This is a genomic window from Nocardia cyriacigeorgica (assembly GCF_010858045.1).
Taxonomy (GTDB): domain Bacteria; phylum Actinomycetota; class Actinomycetes; order Mycobacteriales; family Mycobacteriaceae; genus Nocardia; species Nocardia cyriacigeorgica_E.
Genome location: NZ_JAAGVC010000358.1, coordinates 1 through 284 on the forward strand (window position 1 = coordinate 1; position 284 = coordinate 284).

1 pseudogene is annotated in these 284 nt (G+C 66.9%); it reads left to right on the forward strand.

The features are described 5' to 3' along the window. Positions 1-17 precede the first annotated feature (17 nt). A pseudogene (locus GV790_RS30025) lies at positions 18-284 on the forward strand (hypothetical protein); the annotation flags it as partial.

The following is a 284-nucleotide window of genomic DNA, read 5'->3' on the forward strand; positions in this document are numbered from 1 at the left end:
ATCCAGCGCTGATCAACTTGACCGAGGTGACGGCGGAAATCGATGAGCGGGCCGTCATTGTGCATGGGATTCGGCTCTACCCGTCGGGGCGGGTGCGCGATGCCGAACCGCCGGGTCGCTTGATCGATAATCCGTCCCGTCCCGATCCCAACGGCGCGGCCCAGGCTCGCGCGGCCGCTTCCCCACTTCGGCGGCTGCTGCTCGACGCGCAATCCGTCGTCGCGGCGCCGTTCGCCGGACTGTTCTGGATCTATATCGGCGGTGGGGGTATTTCCGCGTTCGCC